The 22702-nt window shown below is 69.1% G+C and carries 20 protein-coding genes; 9 read left to right on the plus strand and 11 right to left on the minus strand.

Going from position 1 to position 22702, the window contains the following annotated elements; all coding sequences use genetic code 11:
- A partial coding sequence (locus ACRDTB_RS28295; RefSeq protein ID WP_431435182.1) for an ATP-grasp domain-containing protein occupies window positions 1–260 on the minus strand: 260 nt, incomplete at its 3' end.
- Window positions 261–365: 105 nt separating this feature from the next.
- Between ACRDTB_RS28295 and ACRDTB_RS28300 the strand changes: the two genes are divergently transcribed.
- The 3 genes from ACRDTB_RS28300 to ACRDTB_RS28310 all read left to right on the plus strand — a co-directional run bounded on the left by ACRDTB_RS28300 (window position 366) and on the right by ACRDTB_RS28310 (window position 2986).
- Window positions 366–1685: an MFS transporter gene (locus tag ACRDTB_RS28300; RefSeq protein WP_431435184.1), complete on the plus strand. Its 1320-nt coding sequence runs from the start codon at window positions 366–368 to the stop codon at window positions 1683–1685.
- 134 nt (window positions 1686–1819) lie between these two features.
- Entirely contained in the window at window positions 1820–2566 is a 747-nt protein-coding gene (locus ACRDTB_RS28305) for a GntR family transcriptional regulator (RefSeq protein ID WP_431435186.1), read from the plus strand.
- A gap of 231 nt (window positions 2567–2797) precedes the next feature.
- Window positions 2798–2986 (plus strand): hypothetical protein, encoded by a 189-nt coding sequence (locus ACRDTB_RS28310; protein WP_431435188.1) that lies wholly within the window; start codon window positions 2798–2800, stop codon window positions 2984–2986.
- A gap of 75 nt (window positions 2987–3061) precedes the next feature.
- Here ACRDTB_RS28310 and ACRDTB_RS28315 read toward each other — a convergent pair whose 3' ends face one another.
- The 6 genes from ACRDTB_RS28315 to ACRDTB_RS28340 all read right to left on the minus strand — a co-directional run bounded on the left by ACRDTB_RS28315 (window position 3062) and on the right by ACRDTB_RS28340 (window position 11446).
- On the minus strand, window positions 3062–4057 hold the full coding sequence (locus ACRDTB_RS28315; protein ID WP_431435189.1) for a TerC family protein: 996 nt from the start codon (window positions 4055–4057) through the stop codon (window positions 3062–3064).
- A 91-nt stretch (window positions 4058–4148) separates the two neighbouring features.
- Window positions 4149–4712 carry a hypothetical protein gene (locus tag ACRDTB_RS28320; protein WP_431435190.1) on the minus strand — a complete coding sequence of 188 codons (564 nt, stop codon included), beginning with the start codon at window positions 4710–4712 and terminating at the stop codon, window positions 4149–4151.
- 3 nt (window positions 4713–4715) lie between these two features.
- Complete coding sequence (locus tag ACRDTB_RS28325; protein WP_431435191.1) at window positions 4716–6122, minus strand: Nramp family divalent metal transporter; 1407 nt, start codon at window positions 6120–6122, stop codon at window positions 4716–4718.
- Between the two features lie 188 nt (window positions 6123–6310).
- Window positions 6311–8449 carry an acetate--CoA ligase family protein gene (locus tag ACRDTB_RS28330; protein WP_431435193.1) on the minus strand — a complete coding sequence of 713 codons (2139 nt, stop codon included), beginning with the start codon at window positions 8447–8449 and terminating at the stop codon, window positions 6311–6313.
- Between the two features lie 4 nt (window positions 8450–8453).
- A complete protein-coding gene (frc, locus tag ACRDTB_RS28335) occupies window positions 8454–9683 on the minus strand; it encodes a formyl-CoA transferase (RefSeq protein WP_431435195.1) in 1230 nt (409 codons plus the stop codon).
- Between the two features lie 17 nt (window positions 9684–9700).
- Window positions 9701–11446 (minus strand): thiamine pyrophosphate-binding protein, encoded by a 1746-nt coding sequence (locus ACRDTB_RS28340; RefSeq protein ID WP_431435196.1) that lies wholly within the window; start codon window positions 11444–11446, stop codon window positions 9701–9703.
- Window positions 11447–11631: 185 nt separating this feature from the next.
- Here ACRDTB_RS28340 and ACRDTB_RS28345 point away from each other — a divergent pair, with 185 nt between their 5' ends.
- Window positions 11632–12618 (plus strand): 2-dehydropantoate 2-reductase, encoded by a 987-nt coding sequence (locus tag ACRDTB_RS28345; protein ID WP_431435198.1) that lies wholly within the window; start codon window positions 11632–11634, stop codon window positions 12616–12618.
- Between the two features lie 98 nt (window positions 12619–12716).
- Here the strand turns inward: ACRDTB_RS28345 and ACRDTB_RS28350 are convergent, their stop codons facing one another.
- A complete protein-coding gene (locus tag ACRDTB_RS28350) occupies window positions 12717–13325 on the minus strand; it encodes a maleylpyruvate isomerase N-terminal domain-containing protein (protein WP_431435200.1) in 609 nt (202 codons plus the stop codon).
- Between the two features lie 100 nt (window positions 13326–13425).
- Between ACRDTB_RS28350 and ACRDTB_RS28355 the strand changes: the two genes are divergently transcribed.
- The 4 genes from ACRDTB_RS28355 to ACRDTB_RS28370 all read left to right on the plus strand — a co-directional run bounded on the left by ACRDTB_RS28355 (window position 13426) and on the right by ACRDTB_RS28370 (window position 18320).
- Window positions 13426–13968, plus strand: coding sequence for an NADPH-dependent FMN reductase (locus tag ACRDTB_RS28355; RefSeq protein WP_431435202.1), 543 nt, complete (start codon window positions 13426–13428; stop codon window positions 13966–13968).
- A 27-nt stretch (window positions 13969–13995) separates the two neighbouring features.
- Window positions 13996–14979, plus strand: coding sequence for an ATP-binding cassette domain-containing protein (locus tag ACRDTB_RS28360; protein ID WP_431435203.1), 984 nt, complete (start codon window positions 13996–13998; stop codon window positions 14977–14979).
- Window positions 14976–15821, plus strand: a complete 846-nt coding sequence (locus tag ACRDTB_RS28365) for an ABC transporter permease (RefSeq protein WP_431435205.1) — start codon at window positions 14976–14978, stop codon at window positions 15819–15821. The genes ACRDTB_RS28360 and ACRDTB_RS28365 overlap by 4 nt, the downstream gene beginning before the upstream one ends.
- 213 nt (window positions 15822–16034) lie before the next feature.
- The gene (locus ACRDTB_RS28370) at window positions 16035–18320 is read left to right on the plus strand and encodes a tetratricopeptide repeat protein (protein ID WP_431435207.1); all 2286 of its coding nucleotides are present in this window, start codon (window positions 16035–16037) and stop codon (window positions 18318–18320) included.
- Here ACRDTB_RS28370 and ACRDTB_RS28375 read toward each other — a convergent pair.
- From ACRDTB_RS28375 to ACRDTB_RS28385, 3 genes are all read right to left on the minus strand, one after another.
- Window positions 18249–18731 carry a hypothetical protein gene (locus ACRDTB_RS28375; protein WP_431435209.1) on the minus strand — a complete coding sequence of 161 codons (483 nt, stop codon included), beginning with the start codon at window positions 18729–18731 and terminating at the stop codon, window positions 18249–18251. The genes ACRDTB_RS28370 and ACRDTB_RS28375 overlap by 72 nt on opposite strands.
- Window positions 18650–21313 carry an ATP-binding protein gene (locus tag ACRDTB_RS28380; RefSeq protein WP_431435210.1) on the minus strand — a complete coding sequence of 888 codons (2664 nt, stop codon included), beginning with the start codon at window positions 21311–21313 and terminating at the stop codon, window positions 18650–18652. The genes ACRDTB_RS28375 and ACRDTB_RS28380 overlap by 82 nt, the downstream gene beginning before the upstream one ends.
- Before the next feature lie 81 nt (window positions 21314–21394).
- Complete coding sequence (locus tag ACRDTB_RS28385) at window positions 21395–21760, minus strand: Na-translocating system protein MpsC family protein (protein WP_431435212.1); 366 nt, start codon at window positions 21758–21760, stop codon at window positions 21395–21397.
- 254 nt (window positions 21761–22014) lie between these two features.
- Here ACRDTB_RS28385 and ACRDTB_RS28390 point away from each other — a divergent pair, with 254 nt between their 5' ends.
- Entirely contained in the window at window positions 22015–22581 is a 567-nt protein-coding gene (locus ACRDTB_RS28390) for a cysteine dioxygenase (RefSeq protein ID WP_431435214.1), read from the plus strand.
- The last annotated feature ends 121 nt before the right edge of the window (window positions 22582–22702 follow it).

Here is a 22702-nt window from a genome sequence, read left to right on the forward strand (position 1 = left end):
CGAACCACATGACCCTTAATGTCCAGGCCGAGAATCGCCTCCGCCCTCACCCACGCCTCAGCCGCGTCACCAGCCAGCTTCACACCACCGGCCTTGCCCCGACCGCCGGTCTTCACCTGCGCCTTGATCACCACCGGGAGACCGAGCTCGCCCGCCGCCGCGGCGGCGGACTCGGCGTCCGTGACGACCAGCTGCCCGGGTCCCACGGGCACGCCGTGCCGTGTGAACAGGTCTTTTGCCTGGTACTCGTACAGATCCACGCGCCCGACCTCCTTTTCGCGGGGCTGTGACCGGGGCCATACATGTTGTAGACTGTATGCAGTATGGAGCTTCTTGTCCAGCGAACACCGACCCCGGAGGCAGCGATGAGCACCTCAACGCTCGACTTTCTCGGCCGCCGATACGTCGTCGGCCCGACCGCGGAGGAACTGCTCGGCCGGCGCAGGGAATGGATGCTGTGGCTGCCCTGGGCCGCCATGGCGACGATCGGCATCCTGCAGTACGGGTTCGGTTCGCTGGCCCCGGCGCTAACCGAGCGCGGCTGGGCGCCGGTGAACGTGTTCTGGCTGCTGGCACTGTGGACGGTGTGCCAGGCGGGCGCCGGCTTCCCGGTGGCGTTCCTGCGCGAGCGGGGCCGGATCGGGCCGCGCAGCGCGATGGTCGCGGGGGCGGTGCTCCTGCTGCTCGGCCCGCTGTCGCTCGCCCAGGGCTCGTTCCCCGTGGCCGTGGCCGGCTACTCGGTGCTGAGCGGTACGGGCGCGGGGCTGGTCTACGCGACCTGTTCGTCCACTGTGGCCAAATGGTTCCCGGAGCGGACGGCGGCGAAGGTGAGCGTGGCGACTGGCGCGTTCGCGTACGGCTCGGTGCCGTTCGCCGTCGCCTATCTGTTCACTGTGGACGGTGGGCCGCTGGTGCCGATGCTCGTGGTGAGCGCGCTGGTGATCTTCCTCGTGGTGTTCGCGGCCGGCGTCGTGCTGCGTGACCCGCCGGCGAACTGGTGGCCGCCGGAGGTCGACCCGCGCGAGTGGGCGCTCGACGGGCGCCGGATGAGCGCGGTGCGCCAGTACTCGCCGCGCGAGGCGATGCGGACGGGCGTGGCGCCGCTGATGTACCTGATCCTGTTCTGCGCCAGCGCGGTCTCGCTGTTCGACATCACGTTCCTGGCGACGCTCGGGGCACACATCGACATGCCGCTCGTGGTCGTCGCCGCCGGCACCGGCCTGCTGCTGGGCACGAACGGCGCCGGGCGCGCGCTCGCGATCCGGGTGTCGGACCAGGTCGGCCGGACGCGGACGCTGGGCTGGGTCCTGGCCGGCCTCGGCATCGGCCAGCTGTGCCTGGCGAGCGCGGCGACGACCGGCTCGGTGGCGATCCTGCTGCTGGCGTCCCTGCTGGCCGGTGCCGGCGGCGGGGCGTTCTACCCGCTGTTCGCGAGCCTCGCGCGGGAGTACTTCGGGGACCAGAGCCCGGGCGCGCGGCAGACGCACGCGGCGGTGTACTCGGCGAAGGCGTTCGGCGGGGTGCTCGGCGTCGGCATCGCCGCGATCATGGTGACGGAGTGGAGCTATCCGGTGGTGTTCATGCTGGCGTGCGTCCTCGCGATCGCCTCCGGTGCGCTGTGCCTGAAGCTACGCCAGCCGGGCCGGTTCCTGCCCGGGTTGCCGCCGCGGCAGGTCACCCCCTGACCCGTACGGCCAGGCGTTGACCGGCCTTCGTCACTCGCTGTGAAGGTGCTCACCAACGGCATAATCGGACATCGGCAGCGTTGTATGCTGTAGACAACGAACAATGTTCCGAGCCGAGCCTGTTGGAGTCCACCATGCCGACCGAGTTGCCCAAGGAGCTGGCGGCTCGCCGGATCGATCGCCCAGTCCCCCTGCGGGAGCACGTCTACCAGGCGATGCAGGAGCTGATCATCTCTCGGCGGCTGGCTCCCGGTCAACACCTCGTCGAGAGCGAGCTGGCCCAGATGCTCGGCGTCTCCCGCCAGCCCGTGCGCGAGGCGCTGCAGTGGCTCAACAACGAGGGCTGGGTGGACCTGCGCCCCGGCTACGGCGCGTTCGTCCACGCCCCGACGCAGGACGAAGCCGACCAGCTGCTCGCGGTCCGCGCGCTGCTGGAGAGCGAGGCCGCACGCCTGGCCGCCCAGCACGCGGACGCCGACGGGGTCGCGCGGCTGCGTGAGCTCAACCGGCAGGGCGTGGACGCGCTGGCCAAGGACGACGTGGACGCCGCGGTCGCGCTCAACGCCGCCGTGCACCGCTGTGTGACCGAGCTGTCCGGCAACCAGGTTCTGCTGGACTTCGCCACGCAGGTGGACCGCAGGGTCCGCTGGTACTACACCCCGATCGCCCGGCAGCGCGGCAAGCAGTCCTGGCAGGAGCACGCCGAGCTGATCGACGCGATCGAGAACGGGGACGCGGACGGCGCCGCCCGCATCATGCACGAACACACCGAGCGGACCCGGAAGTCCTACCTCGAGCAGCGCGCCGCCGACGGCGAGGACGACCAGCAGCTGATCGAGCTGCCCGCCCGACGCCGGCGCCGGCGCCCGACCCGGGGCTGAGCGACACCGACCATCCATGAGGCGGCCGCTGCCGCCTCGACCACGAACCCTGCCCGTCGCACCGCCGCGACCACGGGGTAACTGTGCTGCCCGCACAAAGGAGGTGAAGGCAACCAAACCGTCGATGACTACCCGCGCCACAACGCCACCGGCGAACGTGTGACGACCCCCTCGGTCTAGCGCGAACCGGCACGGGTAACCGAGAACCATGACCCACAGGAGGTGACAGCGATGCGTACCTGGCGAGAGTTCATCGAGGCCCTCACCAGCTCTCCGCGCGGCTGGAACGCCGACGGCCGGACGCTCGGCCTCGGCCTGGCCACCGCCATGGCGAAGCAGCGGGAGCGGGCCACCCGCACCGTCGAGGACTACCTGCGCCACGAGGCCGCAGACGACCGGCAGGTCCCGACCTCCGGGTAGCCCGAGGACGGGCGAGTCCCGACGTTCCGGTGGACCGGGTCACCAGACGGGTGGCCCGGTCCACCGCGTTCCGGCTCAGTCGACCTCGGCCGTGGACCGCTCCTCGGACACCTCGTCGAGCTCCCGGTCCCGGTCGTGGCGAACCTTGATCAGGCTGGCGACCGTCGTGACCGCGAGCGTGCCGACGATGATCCCGAGCGAGACCAGGATCGGGATCTCCGGGGCCCACGCGACACCGTCGTGGTGCAGTGCCTCGAGCACCAGCTTGACGCCGATGAACCCGAGCACGACGGCGAGCCCGGCCGACAGGTACACCAGCCGGTCCAGCAGCCCGCCGATCAGGAAGAACAGCTGCCGCAGGCCCATCAGCGCGAACGCGTTCGCCGTGAGCACCAGGTACGGCTCCTTGGTGAGCCCGAAGATCGCGGGGATCGAGTCGAGCGCGAACAGCAGGTCGGTCGTGCCGATCGCGACCATCACGATCAACATCGGCGTCACCAGCCGGCGCCCGTCCACCTTCGTGGTGATGGCCGCCCCGTCGTACTTCTCGGTCGCCGGCAGGACCCGCTTGGCCAGCCGGAGCATCGGGTTCTCCTTGAACTCCTCCTCGTCGTCGTCGCCGTGCACGACGAGCTTCCACGCGGTGTAGACGAGGAACGCGCCGAAGACGTAGAACAGCCAGTCGAACCTGCTGATCGCCTGGTAGCCGATGACGATGAACATGGCGCGCATGAGCAGTGCGATCACGATGCCGATCGAGAGCACCTTCTGCCGGAACTGCCTGGGCACCGCGAAGCTCGCCATGATGATCACGAAGACGAACAGGTTGTCGACCGACAGTGAGTACTCGGTGATCCAGCCAGCGAAGAACTCCCCGCCGAACCGCGGGCCCTCGAACAGGACGATGCCGAGTCCGAAGACGACAGCGAGGGCGACGTAGCCCGTGATCCACGCCGTGCATTCCTTGAGCGAGGGATCGCGCGGGTTACGCGAGATGAAGTAGAAGTCTGCGCAGATGATGGCCGTCAGGCCGACACCGGTGACCAGCCACAACCAGAGGGGGACGTTCATCGCCTACCTTTCGCCCGCGCGCGCGGGCCTCGTCGATGCACCACGATTATCAATGGTGCATCGACGGGCACTCAACGCATCCTTCGTCTCTCTAGCGGGTGTGAGTCGCCTTGCGAGTGGCGCGATAGCGGTCCGCGACCGCCTTGCGCCGCTCCTTGGCCTCGAACACGGCACGCGCGTGCTCGGCGTAGCGCAGGTAGACCCGCTCGGCCACCTCGTCGCGCTGGGCCAGGCGCTGCCACCAGCGAGGGGCGAGCCGCTCGTGCAACCACAGGAACCCGATGGCGAAACCGGCGCTGACGATCCCCTGGTAGGCGAGGAACCCCAGCAGGTCCGGCGGCACGCCGACCTCGCCGGTGATCAGCAGCTTCGTCAGGACCTCGTGCAGCAGCCGGCACAGCGGGAAGGCGACCAGCCAGTACAGCGCGGCCGGCGCGAACCCGCCGAGGCGAACCCGCTCGTTGATCAGCAGCAGCGTGTACCCGCCACCCGCGAGCGCGAGGGGCACACCGAGCGAGATCGCGGACACCAGCGCCCAGCCGGTGGGCTGGCCGACGAACGCGGCCAGCCCACCGGCGAAGACGCCGGCGACGAACCCCACTGCGAGCCCGGGCAGAGTGAGCAGTAACAGGCGGTAGAGGCGCATCTCACTCATTCCCTAGCTCACCACGACGCCGTACTGGACCAGGCAGAAGAACAGCATGCCCAGGTAGAACACCGCGCCGAACCCGATGATCGCGTTCGACCACCACCTCGGTCGGATGGGTTTCGGCAGCATCCGGTTGTTCACGAGCAGCAGGACCACGCAATAGGCACCCATGGCGAACGTGGAGATGAACGCCAGGATGTCCAGCACGCCCTCCGGACCGTCGGCCGGGCCGAAGTTCAGGATGAGAATGCCGAACGTGATCACGCCCCACAGGAACCCCGCGTACAGGTGGGACATCTTGATCTTCCGCGCACCTGGGAAGTGGAAGTAGGTCATGTCCGCCTGACCACGGGAGAACGAGTCGAACAGGCCGAGCGTCGCGTTCAACCCGATCAGCGCGATGAACGCGAAGAACAACCCGCCGAGCATCGAGCCACCGACGACGGCGAACGAGTCGGACATCGCGGCGAGCGCCGCCGACCGGTCACCGTCCTCGATGATGTCCTTGACATTCGGGTTCTGCCGCGCGGCGGACTGGGCGAGCACCGTGAACGAGACCGTCACCAGCATCGTGATGCCCCAGAACAGCAGAAACGCGTCGAACGTAATCCACTTGCGCCAGCCGCGCCACTTCGCCATCTCGTCGGGGTTCGACGTGTCGAACATGAACCCGTGCGCCGGTATCCGCTCCTGTTCCTTGGCCGTGCGCAGGCCGCGAATCTTCGGGACGTGCGCGCCCATGCCGGCGCCGGACTCACGCAGGTGCAACGTGTACCACATCTGCTGCATGCCGGACGGCCCGGCGAACGCGATCGAGCCGACCACGATCGGGAACCACGCCGCGGACATCATGTCGTCCGGGATGTAGCCGAACGCGAACATGCCGCCCAGCGTCGAGCCGAGGTCGGCCCAGGTTCCGGCGAGCGAGGCGATGACCGCGGAGCCGATCACCAGAATGCCGATCAGGAACCCGAGAATCTTCTCCACGACGTCGTAGATGACACTGGCCATGCTGAACAGGATCCCGACCAGGATCAACACCACGCACGCGGTCAGGACCCACGGAATGCCGGTCAACTGCTCGAACGCATTGGCACCGGCGGACAGGTGACCCGGCCACATGTAGACCAGGATCGCCGTGACGAAGAAGAACCACATCAACGGTTTGAACACGCGTGCCGCGCCGTTGAAGATGCTCTCCCCGGTGGCCATCGCGTAACGTGACATCTCGAGCATCACCACGGCCTGCAGGGTGACGCCGATCAGGAACAGCCACCGGATCTCCGGGCCGAAGACCAGCACCAACCTGGGCCACATGTACGACTCGCCCATGCCCACGCCGAGCGCGAGCAGGAAGACGGTCGGGCCCAGCAGGTGAATGGACGGGGGCGCGTCCGGTAGCGGTCGAATGGGCATCGGCTCGAGCTTGCCCGCCCGCCATACCCGTTCCTCATCCGCGACAGTACTGCCCGCGGCGGGAGGATTGTGAGAATCCACCATTGGACCTCCAGTGTTCGGTTCCGCCTTCGCCTGTCGACCCCTGCTGGTGACCGCCGATCCCGTCCCGGCGGCCACCCCACTCGCTTCTCGGTCGGCGGCTCCGCTCAGCCGTCCACCAGGCCGGCGGCCCGCGCCCACCGGTACTTCGCACCGAGGACCGCGACCGGCCGCTCGGTGGTGTAGGGATAGGCGATCACCCGGTGCTCGAACAGGTACTCGCTCGCCTGCTCGACCTCGGTGTCGCCGGCCAACGACGCCACCACCGGCTTGTCGATCCCCTTGGCCCGCGCCTCGGCGAGGACCTTGGCGGTCAGCTCGGCGAACACCATCGGCGGCGTGACGATCGTGTGCCAGTAGCCCAGGATCAGCGCGTGGATGCGCGGGTCCTCCAGGCCAAGGCGGATGGTCGCCTCGTACGTCGACGGTGGCTCACCGCCGGTGATGTCGATCGGGTTGCCCGCCGCGCCGAACGGCGGGATGAACGCTCGGAACGCCTCGTCCAGATCCGGCGGAATGTCCATCAGGGACAGTCCCTCTGCGACGCACGCGTCCGAGAGCAGCACGCCCGAGCCACCCGCACCCGTGATGATGACGACGTTCTCTCCCTTCGGAGTCGGCAGGATCGGCAGGCCGCGGGCGTACTCGAGCATCTCGTTGAGGCCGGGCGCCCGGACCACGCCCGCCTGCCGCAGGATGTCGTCGTAGACCTTGTCGTCGCCGGCGAGCGCGCCGGTGTGCGAGCTCGCCGCCCGGGCACCCATCGCCGTTCGGCCGGCCTTCAGCACGATGACCGGCTTCTTCTTCGTCATCCGCTGGGCGGCCTCGACGAACGCCCGGCCGTCCTTGAGGTCCTCCAGGTGCATCGCCACGCACTGCGTGTTGTCGTCCTGCTCGAAGAACGTGAGCAGGTCGTCTTCGTCCACATCGGACTTGTTGCCGAGCCCGACAATGGCCGAGACACCCATCTTCGTGGTGCGGGCGAAGCCCAGGATCGCCATCCCGATGCCGCCCGACTGCGAGGTGAGCGCCACCCCGCCCCGCACGTCGTACGGCGTGCAGAACGTCGCGCACAGGTTCTGCGGCGTGTAGTAGTAGCCGTAGATGTTGGGCCCGAGCATCCGGATGCCGTACCGGTTCGCGATGCCGACAACCTCGTCCTGCAGCTCCGTGTTGCCGGTCTCGGCGAACCCCGACGGGATCATCACCGCGGCCGCGACGCCCTTCTCACCGCACTCGGTGAGCGCGGCCGGCACGAATTTGGCCGGCACGGCGAACACCGCGACGTCCACCTCCCCGGGCACGTCGCCGATCGACTCGTAGGCCTTGCGGTCCATGATGGACTCGGCCTTCGGGTTGATCGGGTAGATCTCCCCCGCGTACCCGCCGCCCACGAGATTCCTCATCACCGAGTTGCCGATCTTGCCGGCCTGGCCGGAGGCGCCGATCACGGCCACCGACCGCGGGTTCATCAGCCGGTCCATCACGCGCAGGATCTCGTCCTGGCCGTAGCGCACGGGCTCGGACCGCTCGCCGGTCGCCAGCAGGATCCGCACGTCGGCCGCGGTCGCCCCGCTCGCCGAGGCGAACACCGGGTTCAGGTCGAACTCGCTGATCTCCGGGAAGTCGGTGACCAGTGTGGACACCCGCCGGATCACCTCGGCGAGCGCGTCGAGGTCGACCCGTTCCGCACCGCGGGCGCCCCGCAGCACCTCGGCGGCCTTGATGCCGGTGACCATCGACCTCGCCTCGGCCGCGTCGAGTGGCGCGAGCCGGAACGTCACGTCCCGCAGCACCTCGACGAGCACGCCGCCGAGCCCGAACGCGACCACCTTGCCGAACGTGCCGTCGGTGGTCGCGCCGACGATCACCTCCTGGCCGCCACCGACCATCTCCTGCACCTGGACGCCGAGGATCGACGCCGACTCCCGGTACGCCTTGGCGTTGGCGACGATCTTCCCGAACGCCTCGCGCGCGGCGTCGCCGCCGGACACGCCGACGATCACCCCGCCCGCATCTGTCTTGTGCAGGATGTCCGGCGAGACGATCTTGCAGGCGACCGGCCGGCCGATCTCCTCGGCGATCCGGGCCGCCTCCTCGGCCGTCGCGGCGAGCCCTTCGCGTGGGGTGGGGATCCCGTACGCGTCGCAGACCCGCTTGCCCTCGGGTGCGGTGAGCGAGTCCCTGCCCTCGGCGCGGACCTCGTCCAGGACCTCGCGGACGACACTCTTGTCTACATCGGACATCAGGTCAGATCACCCCGTTCGCCTTGAGCTCGGCGAGCTCGTCGTCACCCAGGCCGAGCTCGCTGCCGTAGATGTCGTGGTTGTGCTCGCCGAGCAGCGGGGAACGCCGGACCTCCGCCGGCGAGTCGGACAGCTTGATCGGCATGCCGACCGTGGCGAACTCGCCACGCTCCGGGTGGTCCACCCTGACGACCATCTCGTTGTCCACCAGCGAGTCGTCCTCGATGATCTCCTTCGTGGACAGGATCGGGCCACAGGGGATGTTGTCCTCGTTGAGCTTCGCCAGCACGTCCCACTTGCCGTGCTCGATCGACCAGTCCTCGATCATCTGGAACATTTTGTCCAACTTGGACAGCCGGGCGTCCGGCGTGTTCCACTCGGGATCGTCGGCGAGCTCCGGGCGGCCGATCAGCCTCGTGATCGGCCCCCAGCCCACCGGCTGGACGATCACGTAGATGTAGTCGTTCGGCCCGCCGGGCGCGCAGCGGACCGCCCAGCCGGGCTGCCCGCCGCCGGACGCGTTGCCCGACCGCGGCACCGCCTCGCCGAACTCGCGGTTGGGGTACTCGTCGAGTGGGCCGTGGGTCAGCCGCTGCTGGTCGCGCAGCTTCACCCGGCACAGGTTGAGCACCGCGTGCTGCATGGCGACCGTCACCCGCTGGCCGCGGCCGGTGCGCTCACGCTGGTAGAGCGCGGCGAGGATGCCGGCCACGGTATGGATGCCGGTACCCGAGTCGCCGATCTGCGCGCCGGTCGCGAGCGGCGGGCCGTCCTCGAAGCCGGTGGTCGACATCGAGCCGCCCATCGCCTGCGCGACCACCTCGTAGGCCTTGAAGTGAGTGTAGGGCCCCTCACCGAAGCCCTTGATGGAGGCGTAGACGAGTCTGGGGTTGATCTCCTGCAGCCGCTCCCAGGAGAAGCCCATGCGGTCGATCGCGCCGGGACCGAAGTTCTCCGCGAGGATGTCGAACTCCTTCACCATCTCGGTGAATAGCTCTTTGCCCTTGTCCGACTTCATGTTCAGCGTGATGCTGCGCTTGTTGCAGTTCAGCATCGTGAAGTACAGACTGTCCACATCGGGCAGATCACGGAGCTGCCTGCGGGTGATGTCCCCGGCCGGGGCCTCGATCTTGACCACGTCCGCGCCGAGCCACGCCAGGATCTGGGTGCACGACGGCCCGGACTGGACATGGGTCATGTCGAGGACCCGCACGCCCTCGAGTGCCTTTCCCATCGACGGATCCCCTTTGCTCACTTGTACATGGTCTGGTTCATCGTCCCGGGCGCGTAGACCTCGGGATCGACCCAGACGTTGATCAGAGAAGGCAGGCCGCTCTCCCGGGCACGCTCGAGCGCGGGACGGATGTCGGCGGGGTCGCGGACCTCCTCGCCGTAGCCGCCGAGCATCCGGGCGAACTCGTCGTAGCGCACGTCGCCGAGCGTGTTGCCCACCCGGCCGCGGTCCGCGCCGTACTTCTGGATCTGGCCGTAGCGGATCTGGTTCATCGACGAGTTGTTGCCCACGATGCCGACGAACGGCAGGTTGAACCGGACCAGCGTCTCGAAGTCGAAGCCGGTCAGCGAGAAGGCACCGTCCCCGAAGAGGGCGACGACCTCCTTCTCCGGCCGCGCGTACTTCGCCGCCATCACGAACGGCACGCCGACCCCGAGTGTCCCGAGTGGACCCGGGTCCATCCAGTGCCCGGGCGACTTCGGCTGCACGACCTGACCGGAGAAGGTGACGATGTCGCCGCCGTCGCCGATGTAGATGGAGTCCTCGGTGAGGAACTCGTTGATCTCGTGCACCAGCCGGTACGGGTCGATCGGGGAGGCGTCCGAGTGCTGGCGGGGCAGCCGCTTCTCGTAGGCCTGCGTCTCGACGGTACGCAGCTCCTCCAGCCACGCCTTGCGCGCGACCGAGCCGTTGTCCATCCGGCCGGACGCGGCCTGGGTGACCGCGGCGAGCACCGCGCCCGCGTCGCCGACGATGCCGAGGTCGATGTCGCGGTTCTTGCCGACCGTGCGGTAGTCCAGGTCGATCTGGACGACCGTGGCGTCCTGCGAGAGCCGCTTGCCGTAGCCCATCCGGAAGTCGAACGGCGTGCCGACGATGATGATCAGGTCGGCGTTCTGGAACGCGTAGCGGCGGGCGAGCTGAAGGTGGTGCGGGTCCTTCGGGGGCAGCGTGCCGCGGCCGGATCCGTTCATGAACGCCGGCACGCCCAGCGTGCGGACGAACTCGATCGCCGCGTCCGTGCCCCGCGTGGTCCACACCTGGCTGCCGAGCAGCACGCACGGCTTCTCGGCACCGACGACCAGGTCGGCGAGCCCCTCGATCGCCGCCGGGTCGCCGGCCGACCGGGTGGACGCGCGGTACGAGCCGGCCTTCGGGATGCGCACCCGCTCCACCGGGACCTTCGCGTCGAGGATGTCGCGCGGGATCTCGAGGAACGACGGGCCGGGCGCGCCGAGGAAGCACTCGCGGAAAGCCATCGACACCAGGTCCGCGACGCGCTCGGTGCTCGGCACGGTGGCGGCGAACTTGGTGATCGGGCTCATCAGGTCCACGTGCGGCAGGTCCTGCAGCGAGCCCATCTTGTGCTGGGAGAGCGCGCCCTGGCCGCCGATCAGCAGCATGGGGCTCTCCGCGCGCAGTGCGTTCGCGACCCCGGTGACCGCGTCCGTGGTGCCCGGGCCAGCGGTCACGACCGCGCAGCCCGGCTTCCCGGTGACGCGCGCGTAGCCGTCGGCCGCGTGCGCGGCGACCTGCTCGTGGCGGACGTCGATCACGTCGATGCCCTCGTCCACGCAGCCGTCGTAGATGTCGATGATGTGCCCGCCGCAGAGCGTGAAGATCACGTCCACGCCCTCGGCCTTCAACGCCTTGGCCACCAGGTGACCACCGGAGATCAACTCGGGTTGGTTCTCGGCTGGTACCGCGACCGAACTGGCGCTCGCTGGCTCGCTCGATGTGGTCGTCTCGACCGATGAAGCCATCTGCCTGGTCATCTCCTCGTGTCATCCATCCATGAATCAGGTGGCGCATACTGCATACCGTATGACCTTAATGATGGCCGGCGTCTCGGTCTAGCTCTTGTCGTTCACACCGCTCGCGGCTACCGTCGAATGACATCTCATACTGTATGCTGCATACGAAGTGTGCACAAGAACGGAGCTTGCCGGTGAGAGTCGCTGTTCTTGGGGCCGGGGCCATCGGCGCGTACGTCGGTGCCGCCCTGCACCGAGCCGGGATCGACGTGCACCTCGTCGCCAGAGGTCCCCACCTGGAGAAGATCCGCGAGTCGGGCGTGCGTGTCCACAGCCCGCGCGGAGACTTCACGGCCCATCCACACGCGACCGACGACCCGACCGAGGTGGGCCCGGTCGACCACGTCTTCCTTGGCTTGAAGGCGAACCGATACGCCGACGCGGGCCCGATGGTCAAGCCGCTGCTGCACGACCGCACGACGATCATCGCCGCGCAGAACGGCATCCCGTGGTGGTACTTCCACGGCGTCGACGGCGAGTACGCCGGTTACCGCATCGACAGCGTCGACCCCGACGGCACCGTGAGCGCGGCCCTTCCGGTCGAGCGCGCGATCGGTTGCGTCGTGTACGCGGCGACCGAGATCTCCTCCCCCGGCGTGATCCGGCACCTGGAGGGCACGCGCTTCTCGATCGGCGAGCCGACCGGTGAGATCTCCGCGCGGTGCACGTCGTTCTCCGAGGCCATGATCGCTGGCGGCCTGAAGTGCCCGGTCGAACCCGACCTGCGCAAGGACATCTGGCTCAAGCTGATGGGGAACATCGCGTTCAACCCCATCAGCGCGCTGACCCGCGCCACCATGGCCGGCATCTGCCGCCATCTGACCACCCGCGAGCTGGTGATCCAGATGATGCGGGAGACCCTCGAGGTCGCCACCCGCCTCGGCGCCCACCCGGAGATCTCCATCGACCGCCGCCTCGCGGGTGCCGAGCGCGCCGGCGAGCACAAGACGTCCACGCTGCAGGACCTCGAGAAGGGCAAGCCGCTGGAGCTGGACGTCATCCTCAAGGCCGTCGTCGAACTAGCCGACCTGACCGGCGCCGCCGCCCCGACGCTGCGAGTGGTCAGCGCCCTGGCCGACCTGCTGAACGAGCAGGTGACCAGTCCGCCTCCCCGGGATTAGACGTGTTGGTTGCGTTCCGGCGGATGGTGCGGTTAGTCGGTTGATTGCGGCTGGGTGGCGTCACGGTCCCCTGAGGTTCCGTTGGGTGGCACCAGACATCACTCCAGTGGGGCGGCCCGCCAGCGCCACGAGGTGCGCCGCTCCTGGTCGGGCAGCTCGATCCGGCCGGTGGCCCACAGCAGCCCGTCCCACGGGTCGGCGCCCTCGACGTCCGCCGCCTGCTCCGGGAACATCCGCGCGAGCACGCGCTCGCACACCTCGCGCGGCGGATCGAGGGCCAGGTGCAGACCGCGGGCCACGTCCTCACCGTGCACGAGGAGCTCCACGCAGCCCATGCCGGCGAACCCCTCGGCGTCCGCCAGGCCCGACGGGTGGTAGGCACGCACGTCCGACCCCGTCGCCCGCACGGTCGCGGCGAGGATGCCGGCACCGGCCCGGACGAGCTCCAGCAGGTCGGCCGCCCGCGTGTCCCTCGCCTCGGCGGCGAAGGGCACGTACCGGTCCGTCGGCTGGACGATGAGCTGCGCGGCATACGCCAGCAGGCAGTCGCCGACATGCTCGGCCGTCGCCCGAGCGGTCCAGATCCCGGTACCGACGGCGGACCGCCAGTCCCGGCCGACAGCGGGCCGTAACCCACCGGCCACACAGTCGAACGCCTCGTCCAGATCGTCGGCGGTTACGGGCACGTGGTCCTCCCTGGTTCGCATGATCTCCTTCGCGTGTGACATCAGACCAGATCGAGCGATCCGCTAGATCGGACCTAGCGGCCATCTCGCGCCTGCCCGGTGTCAGCACTTGGAGGTACGGATGGACGCACGCCTGCGGATCGCGGTGATCGTCGGCAGTACCCGGCAGGGACGTGTCGGGGACACGATCGCCCGATGGTTCGTCGGCCGCGCCGAGCGGTGCGGCGACCTCGATCTCGACGTGCTCGACCTGGCCGACTTCGACTTTCCGCAACACTACCCGGAGGAGACGACCACGCAGATGACGGCGTTCACGACGGCGATCGACCACGCCGACGGCTTCGTGGTCGTCACCCCCGAGTACAACCGCAGCTTCCCGGCCTCGCTCAAGCAGGCCATCGACTACGCCTACGACGAGTGGCACGCCAAGCCGGTCGGCTTCGTGGCCTACGGGTGCCGCGGCCGCGGGCACTACGCGGTCCAGGCGCTGCGGGTGGTGTTCGCCGAGCTGCACACGATGGCCGTACGCGACGAGGTCGGGATCGACCTGATGCGGGGGCACGACGACCGAGACGAGCTCGCCGTCACGACGATGCTCGACCAGCTCGTCTGGTGGGCGCGCGCACTGCGGGACGCACGCGCGGCCCATCCCTACATAGCCTGAACGAGAAGACCGAGAGGGGAAGAACTCATGAGTGATCTGGCGATCGAAACATCCGGCCTGGTCAAGGTGTTCGGCAAGACACGCGCGGTGGACGGCGTCGACCTCGCGATCCCGGCCGGCTCCGTGTACGGGTTCCTGGGGCCCAACGGCGCGGGCAAGACCACCGCGGTGAAGGTGCTCGCGACGCTGCTGCGCCCGGACGGCGGCGAGGCGCGGGTCTTCGGGCACGACGTGGTCCGCGAGGCCGACGCCGTACGGAGCCTGGTCAGCCTGACCGGGCAGTACGCGTCGGTGGACGAGGACCTGACCGGCATGGAGAACCTCGTGCTGCTCGGCCGGCTGCTCGGCCACCGCAAGCCGGCCGCGCGGGAGCGCTCGGCGCAGCTGCTCGAGGCGTTCGGGCTGACCGACGCCGCGGACAGGCAGGTGAAGAACTACTCCGGCGGCATGCGGCGGCGCATCGACATCGCGGCGAGCATCATCAAGACGCCGGACGTGCTGTTCCTCGACGAGCCGACGACCGGGCTCGACCCGCGCAGCCGTAACCAGGTCTGGGACATCGTGCGCATCATCGTCGCGCAGGGCACCACGGTGCTGCTGACCACGCAGTACCTCGACGAGGCCGATCAGCTCGTGTCCCGGCTCGCGGTCATCGACCACGGCAAGGTGATCGCGGAGGGCACGACGGGCGAGCTGAAGGCGTCGGTCGGCGCCGGCTCGATCCACGTTCGGTTGCGCGACGCCCGCCAGCGCGGGGCCGCGCACCAGGTGCTCACCACCGTGCTCGGCACCGGCGTGCGGTTCGACGCGGACCCGGTCGCGCTCACCGCGCAGCTGTCCGGCGACGACACCGACCGCGAGGCCGCCGAGCAGGCGTCCCGGGCGCTGGCCGAGCTCGCGGCGGCCGGCATCACCGTCGACAACTTCGCACTCGGCCAGCCGACCCTCGACGAGGTGTTCCTGGCCCTGACCGACCACCCCGCCACCGAGTCCGAGGAGGTTGCGGCATGACCATGACGACCGAAACCAGTGTCAGCACCTACACGCCCGCCGCGGAGAGCCTGAACGCGGTGCTCGCCGCCGGCGAGGCGCCGACGAGACCCAGTGCGTGGTCCGCGTCGTTGACGTTCGGCTGGCGCGCGATGCTCAAGATCAAGCACGTGCCGGAGCAGATGTTCGACGTGACGGCGTTCCCGATCATCATGACGTTGATGTTCACCTACCTGTTCGGCGGCGCGCTGGCCGGTTCGGTGACCGAGTACCTGCAGTTCCTGCTGCCGGGCATCATGGTGACCAGCGTCGTGATGATCACCATGTACACCGGTCTCGGCGTGAACCAGGACATCGAGAAGGGCGTGTTCGACCGGTTCCGGACGCTGCCCGTGTGGCGCCCGTCGGCGCTCGTGGGCGCCCTCTTCGGCGACGTGTTCCGCTATGTCACCGCGGCGACGGTCATCCTCGGGGTGGGCCTGGTCCTGGGCTTCCGCCCCGCCGGCGGGTTCGTCGGGGTCGTGCTCGGCATCGTGCTGCTGGTGGCGTTCTCGTTCGCGTTCTCGTGGGTGTGGACGATGTTCGGCCTGTTCCTGCGGTCGGAGAAGTCGGTGATGGGGGTCAGCATGATGGTGATGTTCCCGCTGACGTTCCTGTCGAACGTCTTCGTCGAGCCGGAGACCATGCCGGGCTGGCTGCGGGCGTTCGTGGAGATCAACCCGATCACGCACCTGGTGGCGGCGGTACGCGGGCTCATGCAGGGCTCACCGGACGCCGGCGAGATCACGTGGGTGCTGGTCGCGAGCGTGGCGCTGATCGCGATCTTCGGCTCGCTGACGATGCGGCTGTACAACCGGAAGTAGGGCCGGGGGTGACGGCGGGGCCTTCTTGACGCGAGAAGGCCCCGCCGCCCGCGCATTGATCGAATTGTTCGATACCGGATACCCATAATCTCCGCTTCTCACGGCAGAATTCGTGGTGATCGCCATGGTCTGCGTTCTGAGCGGAGGTTTCCTGTCGTGCGTTCGAGGTGGCGGACGGATCGGCGCACGACGTGGACACTGCTGGCAGCGTCGATGGTTCTGGGCGCGGGGGCCGGCGCCGCGTCGGCGATATGGCTACCTGGGCCCGCGGCGGCGGCGATCGGTTCGAGCCTCGCGGCCGCCATTTTCGGCACGACGAGCGCGCGTATCAAGGAGTTGCTGGACAAGCGGGCGGAGCACAAGGTGGCGCTTCCCAGTCAGCTGGTGGGCACGAATTCCGCCGGCCGCCTACGACGGGTACGGGACTTCAACGATCCTCTTGTGCTGAGGGTGCATCCGGCCAGCGTCATCCGGAAAACGGCGGACGGGACATCGGGCATCGACCGGGTGCCACCCTATGTTCCCCGAGATATCCAGGCGACCCTGCGCGAAGCCGTCGCCCGTGGTGGTTTCGTCCTGCTCACCGGCGACTCCACGGCCGGCAAGACCCGCGCCGCGTACGAGGCGATCCGTGCGACGCTCCCCGACCATGTCCTCATCGCACCCGCCGGCCGGGAGGCGCTGTCCGCGGTCGTACCCGTCGTGATGGAGCAACGACGGGTCGTCGTGTGGCTGGACGACCTGGAGCGCTTTCTGGGCAGTGGCGGTCTGACCACCGCCATCCTCGCCAGGTTCCTCGATGATCGGGCCCGGCAGACGTTGGTGATCGCGACATTGCGCAGTGCCGAGTTCGACCGGTTCAGCGCGCGCGAAGAACGCGAGCAGACGGGTATCGAACGGGAATCGTGGCGCGAGGCACGCGATGTGTTGGAGTTGGCGACCACCGTGGAGCTCGGACGTCGTTGGAGCATCGAGGAACTGGACCGGGCTCGCGAGTTCACCGACGATCCGCGCATCGCGCTGGCCCTGGACAAGACGAGCACCTTCGGCCTGGCGGAACTCCTCGCGGCCGGCCCACAGCTCGCGCAGGACTGGCGCAACGCGTGGCGGCAGGGTGCTCATCCGCGGGGTGCCGCGCTCGTCGCCGCGGCCGTCGACTGCCGGCGTGCGGGCATCCACACACCACTGCACATCGACCTGATAGCAAGCCTTTCCGAGCACTATCTCGCCGAACAGGGTGGGCCGCTGCTCCGCCCGGAGCCCCTCGACGAGGCCGTCGAATGGGCCACCACCCCGAGCCACGGCACCAGTAGCCTGCTGCTGCCCGCCGACGATGCCGACCGCTATCTCGCCTTCGACTATCTCATCGATCTGCCCGGCCTCGGCGTCGTGCCCAGAACGACGTGGGACCGGCTCATCGCTGACGCGAGCCCACGGCGGGCGGTCGACATCGGCGACGCCGCGATGACGCGCTTCCAACACGAGGTCGCCGCCGTGGCGTACCGGAAAGCGGCCGACCACAACATCCCGGACGCCGACGTCTCGATGGCGTTCGCGGCCGCCATGAACAAGGCGGAGTTCGCCGTCGACGCACTGACCAACACGCTCGAACGACGGGAGGAAGAACTCGGCTCCCGTCATCCGGCCACTCTCCGCCTGCGGCTGACCGTCGGTGAATGCCTGAGCAATGGCCATGACCCGATACGCGCCGCCGAGATTCTCGCAGCGCTCATTCCCGACCTCGACGACGTATGGGGTGCTGATCACCAGAACACGCTGAGAGCACGTCGCTTGTATGCCTACAGTGTGTGCTATTCCGGTGACCACACAAGAGCGCTCGACCTCTTGCAAAGAACTCTCGGGGATCACGAGCGAGTGCTGGGACACGACCACCACGACACCCTGCTCACGCGCCACTACATCTGCACCGCCGTCGCGGAGCAGGACGTCGAGGACGCTCTTCGGCTCCTCGAACCGTTGCGGCACGACTACGCGCGTGTGTTGGGAGTCGACAGCCCACGCGTGCTGCAGGTGAGAACGTTGATCGCCAAGTTCAACGGGTGCGCCGGGCGCCATGCCGAGGCGGCCGACCTCTTCCGGCACCTCGTCGAGGACAGGAGGCGCATTCTCGGCGCCTCCCACCCACACCTGTTCCTCACGCGAGCGTGCTTGGTCCAATGGACCGCGATGGCGGGCGACCACGCACAAGCACGTTCACTGTTCAGGGCACTGTTGGACGACTGGTACGACCATCTCGGACGAGAGCAAGGCGTCGAGCGTATTGCCCGCCAGCTCCTCACGGACATCGGCGGCGGCGGATTTCACCCGGCACGAACGCGGCGTGGTCAGGAGAATGTCGACGTTTTCGTCTGGACCTGTCTGAACGTGCTCGGTGCTGATGACCCGGTGACCCGGGAGGTTCTCCGGCTACAGGCGCCAGGACGTGGCGGTGATGGGTCGGTAGCAGCAGGTGGTGCCGGTGGAGACGGACTCGCGTAGGTGGGCGGCCAGCTCCGGATGCCGGTCGTCGAGTTTGCGGAGGGTGTCGCGGATGCGGGCCGTCACCGCCTTGCGGGCGCGTTCCGCCTCATCGCCCAGGCGGCGGTGGCGGTTGCCCAGGCCGGCCGCCGCGCGGAGCTCGGTCAGCAGGGCCTCGCGTTCCACGTCCAGCCGGGCCGCCTTCGTATCGTTGCCCGCGGCCGTGGCGTCGTCGATCTGTTCGTCCAGTTCGGACAGTCGGCGGCGGTAGGCCGACCGGGCCTGGACATCCAGGACCTCGTCGCCGGACAGGGTCGCCGCGGCCACCGCCTCCTCGCCGCCCGCCGGGTTCAGCAGGCGGGTCGCCGGGATCTCCGTGCCGGGCGAGGAAAGCAGCAGGTGCAGGTCGCGCAGGCCCTTCGCGTCCGGCACGTGTACCGTCCGGCCCGCCATCGCCAGCGACCAGACCTCGCCGGTGAACCGGAACTCGTTGGCGGGCAAGGAAGGCGACCCGTCCGCGGCGTGGTGGCGGATGCCCAGCCGGGTCGCCTCCTCGGCCGCCTCCGCGCGCAGGTCGGCGGCCATCGGCTCCGACGACACCAGCGCCAGGCCGAGCTTCGCCTCCACCACCCACGTCCGGGCGCCCAGCGACTCCGCCGACCGAACGGCCGCGCGGAACCCCTCCTCGGCGGAGTCCACACGGGACTCCGCGAGGTCGACCAGGGCGAGCCAGTACGCCACCGGGCCGCCGATGTCGCAGCCGTACAGCCCACCAGCCACCCGCCCAGCAGCGGCGACAGCTCCGCGCGTGCCCGCGCGCACTCGTCGGCGTCCCGGGTCAGGAACGCCACGTGCGCCCGCAACCGGAACAGCATCGACGCGTACGGCCCCGTGACCGGGCCGACCTCGGCCAAACACCGGGCCGCGGTCTCGCCGTCACCGCGCTGTGCGGCGTTGATCCCCTCCAGCAGCGTGGGATGCGGGTAGCGCAGCTCTCGCGACTGCCGGCGCAGCTCGGCCAGCTCGTCGAACCGGCGCTGCAGGGTCAGCAGGCCCCAGCGAAGGTGGTGGCCCATGTAGGAGAAGTAGAGGTCCGCCTCCGCCGGGAATATCTCGAAAGCCTGCTCGAGCAGCGCGGCCGACTCGTCGAAGCGCCCCTGCAGCGCGGCGAAGATGCTCTGGTCGATGAACGCGCCGGCCCGCATCGAGGGCACCGGGTCGCGCTCGGACATCGTGACGAACGTGGTGAGCCGGTCGATGAAGCGCGGATCGCCCAGCTCGATGGCCGCCACCCAGCCGAGCGAGGTGGCGTACATCTCCATCTCGACGTCACCGGTGCGCCGCGCGACCGAGACCAACTCGTCGGTGAGCGCCTGGCGCTCGGCGGCGTTGCCCGGCTCCCACATCGTGTCGTGCCAGGTCCACAGGCTGTGCACCAGCGCGTCGTCGTCGTGGTCGCTGCGGGCGTGCGCGATCACGTGCAGGATCACCTCCTGCGCCAAGCGGTCCAGCGGCTTGTCGCCGGCCGGGCCGAGCAACCTCGCGTGCAGCGCGCGCATGAGCTCCTCGCGCAGCGAGCCGCCCGCGTCGTGAAAACCCCACAGGGTCAGCGCGACCCTGACGAGCGGGCCCGGCTCCGGGAGCTTCAGCGCCACGTCACCGGCCTCGCGGAACGCCGCCCGCGCCTCGTCGGCAAGGTTGCGGTGGTGGAGCTGCACGCCGAGGTCGAGGCTGATCCGTGGTCGCCGCGGATCGTCGTCCGGGACGAGTTCGCGCGCGCGGCGCAGGTGCCCGATCATCTCCTCGGTGGCCATCCGGCGGCGGGCTTCCTCGGCCGCCGCGGTCAGCAGGTCGACGACCACGCCGGGCTCCAGCTCGCCGCCCGCGAGGTAGCCGTGATGAGCACGGTCGGCCGGGAAGATCCGCTCGGCCAGCGCCGGGGACCGGTCGAGCGCGCGGACGACCGCCGCGTGCCGCCGGCGGGCCTCCTCCTCGTCGAGCGACTCGTACAGCGTCTCGCGCACCAGGTCGTGGGCGAACGCGAACCGGCCCTCGCCCAGGGTGACCACCAAGCGCGCGGCGACGGCCTCGCTCAGCATCCGGTCGACCACGGCCGTCGGGATCGCCACCGTGGCCGCCAGGACCTGCCGGTGGAACTCCCGGCCGAGCACCGCCGCGGCGGTGAGCAGCGTGGACACCGCCGGCGGCAGCAGCGCGAGCCGCTTGCGCACCGCGTCCCGCACTCCCGGCGCGACCGTGGTCAGCGCGTTGCCGCCGTGCCAGAGCCTGGCCGTCTGCTCGACGAAGAACGGGTTGCCGCCGGTGCGCCGGTGCACCTCCGCGGCCAGTTCGTCGTCCGGCACGACGCCCGTGGTGCGGGCCATCAGCGCGCCGACCTCGGCCGAGTCCAGGCCGGCGAGCGTGACTGTGGTGGCGCGGGCCAGCAGCGGCAGCAGCAGCGGCGCCAGCGGATGGTCGGTGCCCTCCACCTCCACGTCGCGGTACGTGCCCACCAGCAGCAGCCGCTCGAACCAGGTGTGCTTCGCGACGAACTCCAGCAACCGCACCGACTCGGGGTCGGCCCAGTGCAGGTCGTCGAGCACGATCATGACCGGCTGCCACTGCGCCACCGTCACCAGCGCGCTGGTGACCGCGTCGTAGACCTGGAACCCGTCCGCCGGCGCGGCCGGACCGCTCTCCCCCAGCATCTGGTCGAGCTCCGGCCCGATGATCGCCCACTGCTCGGCCCCGACCTGCCGGCGTAACGCGCGGATGACCTGCACCCACGGCCAGTAGCCGGGCGCGGCTGAGGAGTCCCAGCAGGTGCCGGACAGCACCAGCGAACCGGCCCCACGCGCGGTCTCCATGGCATCGGTGACCAGCGTGGTCTTGCCGATCCCGGCCTCCCCGGTGACCAGCACGAGCCCGCCGTGGCTCTCCGCGGCGCGGTCGATCTCGGCACGCAGCAGTCCGGCGGGGTGGTCCCGCCCGATGAGCTCCGCCGTGGTGGTCATGTCCGGTTCGCCGTCTCCGCGAGAGGTCTTTCGGTCGTCGAGACCGATACTAGGCAACCCCACCGACAGTCCCCGACCTCGTTATTCGGCCTCGTGCATCTGCTCGGAGAAGACGAAGACCCGGATCGCGTTGCCGGTGTCCGGATGCACCTGGGCTAGGTACGCGGTGGCCTGCTCGCCGACCACGCTCTCCACCGCCTCGAGGAAGTCCGCCCGGGTGGCCTCGTGCAGCGCCTCGTGGTGGCGGATCACCGCCTCGCGGTGGCCACGCTCGCCGAGCACCGCGTCGGCGACGGTCAGGCTGTCGATCGACAACACGATGAGGCTCACCGGATCATCGTCGCTGACCGACACCTGGACGTTGCGTGGACCGCGCCCGTAGAACATCCGCTCGAGACTCGTGATCCGCTCGGCCACGGCATTGCGCTGCGCCTTCGTTATCCGCATGGCGCCATTCCCTTCACCGGCGGCCCGGCCCGTTGTGCCCCGACTCCCCACCAGATATTCTTTCAGCGAGCGCTAACCTTAGCGCCTCATCGGGCCGTGCCGCAGTGCGCCAGCGCGAACACGTGCGCGTGTCGACCGCGCGGCGGGCGGCTCGAGCGAGATACACCACGTGGTGGCCTTACTCGAAGGTCGGAACGAGTGACCGGCGAGCGGGGACACCGCGGGTGCCAAGCGAAAGGGCTTGTCTCGTGGCTATGCATCGCCATTCCACCGTGCGGTCGTTTCCCGCGAATTCTCACAATTCTTTATCGCCCGACGAGCTGCACACGATGGTCACTGAAATTGCGAATTCTCCGGACCGCTGGTCGAATTCCGTGCGATTCGACCTCACCGAGCGGTTCTACGCGCGGCTCCGGCTCGACGGTACCGACGAGGCCGCCGTCGAGGTGTGGCTGATCTGCTGGGACATCGGACAGGACACGCTGCTGCACGACCACGGCGGCAGCGTCGGCGCGTTCACCGTCGCCCACGGTTCGCTGCTCGAGGATTTCGGCGCCGTGCACGGAACCCGGTTACGCACCCGCCGGCACCGTGCCGGCGACACGGTCGGATTCGACGCCGACTACCTGCACAACCTGGTGAACGTGGGCACCGAGCCCACGGTGTCCATCCACGCCTACTCTCCCCCGCTGCGTGCGATGAACTTCTACTGCTGGCTGCCGACCGGAATGCACCACCTGCGGGAGATTCCGTGCGACACGCCCGAGCCGAACGTCGCCGCACTGGAAACCGAGGCGACGGTCCTGCGGGGGGCGTCATGACACCCCTTGTGTCAACCTTTAGATCGAAATCAGGCTGCGACGTGCTGATCGAGGTGCTGACGGGCGCCGGCGTGCAGGGTGGGGTTGTAGGGTGTGCTGTTCTGCCAGCAGCGCCATATGA

Source organism: Actinophytocola sp. (assembly GCF_050699935.1).
Lineage (GTDB): Bacteria > Actinomycetota > Actinomycetes > Mycobacteriales > Pseudonocardiaceae > Actinophytocola.

Bases quoted from the DNA above. Each gene is read 5' to 3' on its own strand.
- ACRDTB_RS28330 (WP_431435193.1), bottom strand. From the start codon at position 8,449: ATGTCCGATGTAGACAAGAGTGTCGTCCGCGAGGTCCTGGACGAGGTC.
- ACRDTB_RS28320 (WP_431435190.1), bottom strand. From the start codon at position 4,712: ATGAGTGAGATGCGCCTCTACCGCCTGTTACTGCTCACTCTGCCCGGG.
- ACRDTB_RS28325 (WP_431435191.1), bottom strand. From the start codon at position 6,122: ATGCCCATTCGACCGCTACCGGACGCGCCCCCGTCCATTCACCTGCTG.
- ACRDTB_RS28365 (WP_431435205.1), top strand. From the start codon at position 14,976: ATGACCATGACGACCGAAACCAGTGTCAGCACCTACACGCCCGCCGCG.
- ACRDTB_RS28310 (WP_431435188.1), top strand. From the start codon at position 2,798: ATGCGTACCTGGCGAGAGTTCATCGAGGCCCTCACCAGCTCTCCGCGC.
- frc (WP_431435195.1), bottom strand. From the start codon at position 9,683: ATGGGAAAGGCACTCGAGGGCGTGCGGGTCCTCGACATGACCCATGTC.
- ACRDTB_RS28385 (WP_431435212.1), bottom strand. From the start codon at position 21,760: ATGCGGATAACGAAGGCGCAGCGCAATGCCGTGGCCGAGCGGATCACG.
- ACRDTB_RS28390 (WP_431435214.1), top strand. From the start codon at position 22,015: ATGCATCGCCATTCCACCGTGCGGTCGTTTCCCGCGAATTCTCACAAT.
- ACRDTB_RS28300 (WP_431435184.1), top strand. From the start codon at position 366: ATGAGCACCTCAACGCTCGACTTTCTCGGCCGCCGATACGTCGTCGGC.
- ACRDTB_RS28315 (WP_431435189.1), bottom strand. From the start codon at position 4,057: ATGAACGTCCCCCTCTGGTTGTGGCTGGTCACCGGTGTCGGCCTGACG.
- ACRDTB_RS28370 (WP_431435207.1), top strand. From the start codon at position 16,035: ATGGTTCTGGGCGCGGGGGCCGGCGCCGCGTCGGCGATATGGCTACCT.
- ACRDTB_RS28350 (WP_431435200.1), bottom strand. From the start codon at position 13,325: ATGCGAACCAGGGAGGACCACGTGCCCGTAACCGCCGACGATCTGGAC.
- ACRDTB_RS28340 (WP_431435196.1), bottom strand. From the start codon at position 11,446: ATGGCTTCATCGGTCGAGACGACCACATCGAGCGAGCCAGCGAGCGCC.
- ACRDTB_RS28355 (WP_431435202.1), top strand. From the start codon at position 13,426: ATGGACGCACGCCTGCGGATCGCGGTGATCGTCGGCAGTACCCGGCAG.
- ACRDTB_RS28360 (WP_431435203.1), top strand. From the start codon at position 13,996: ATGAGTGATCTGGCGATCGAAACATCCGGCCTGGTCAAGGTGTTCGGC.
- ACRDTB_RS28305 (WP_431435186.1), top strand. From the start codon at position 1,820: ATGCCGACCGAGTTGCCCAAGGAGCTGGCGGCTCGCCGGATCGATCGC.
- ACRDTB_RS28380 (WP_431435210.1), bottom strand. From the start codon at position 21,313: ATGACCACCACGGCGGAGCTCATCGGGCGGGACCACCCCGCCGGACTG.